Source organism: Klebsiella sp. ME-303 (assembly GCF_007910085.1).
GTDB classification, from domain to species: Bacteria; Pseudomonadota; Gammaproteobacteria; order Enterobacterales; family Enterobacteriaceae; genus Klebsiella; species Klebsiella michiganensis.
Window position 1 is genome coordinate 1 of the sequence record NZ_VOJB01000006.1, and the last position, 738, is coordinate 738.

Below are 738 nucleotides of genomic sequence, written 5' to 3' on the forward strand. Positions count from 1 at the left end.
TTGAAGAGATGACACCCCCTGATCGCCTCGCTCACTGGAAAGCAGAAAACGAGCGGTTGAAATTTGAAGTAGATACCAAGCAACTTATCCCCGCCGAAGACGTCGCACGTGAATTTTCAATGATGGCGAAAGCCGTCGTCATGGTACTTGAAACACTTCCGGACATTCTTGAGCGCGACTGTGCACTTACGCCGGTTGCGGTATCACGCGTGCAAAGCGTGATTGATGACCTGCGCGATCAGGTTGCCCAAAAAGTAATGGACGCAGAACCAGAGGAGGATGAGCCAGAGGAGGACTGATGACAAAACGGGCATCTGCCAAGGGGATACGCCGCGATGTCTCCGGTATTCTTCGTGCCCCACGTCGTATGCAGGTGGCCGATGCGGTCAGCTCATATATGCGTGTGCCGATGGGGGCGGGTAACTCCGTACCATGGGACCCCAATCTGGCCCCTTATATTATTGAGCCGATGAATTGTCTGGCATCCCGTGAATATGATGCGGTGGTGTTTGTCGGACCGGCCCGAACCGGGAAAACGATTGGCCTGATTGATGGCTGGATTGTCTACAACATCGTTTGTGATCCCGCTGACATGCTGGTTATTCAGGTCTCCGAAGAGAAAGCGCGTGAACATTCCAAGAAACGCCTCGATCGCACATTCCGGTGTAGTCCGGAAGTAAAATCGCGACTCAGTCCGCGTCGTAACGACAATAACGTTCACGACCGCACCTTCCGGGC

Annotated in this window: 2 protein-coding genes; both read left to right on the top strand. The window is 53.7% G+C overall.

All coding sequences use genetic code 11. The annotated features are described in order from the left end of the window. A partial coding sequence (locus tag FQK12_RS00035; protein ID WP_146295596.1) for a DUF1441 family protein occupies nucleotides 1-299 on the top strand: 299 nt, incomplete at its 5' end. Beyond that, nucleotides 299-738, top strand: a 440-nt coding sequence (locus tag FQK12_RS00040) for a phage terminase large subunit family protein (protein WP_146295598.1), incomplete at its 3' end; no start/stop codon positions are given. The genes FQK12_RS00035 and FQK12_RS00040, both read left to right, overlap by 1 nt.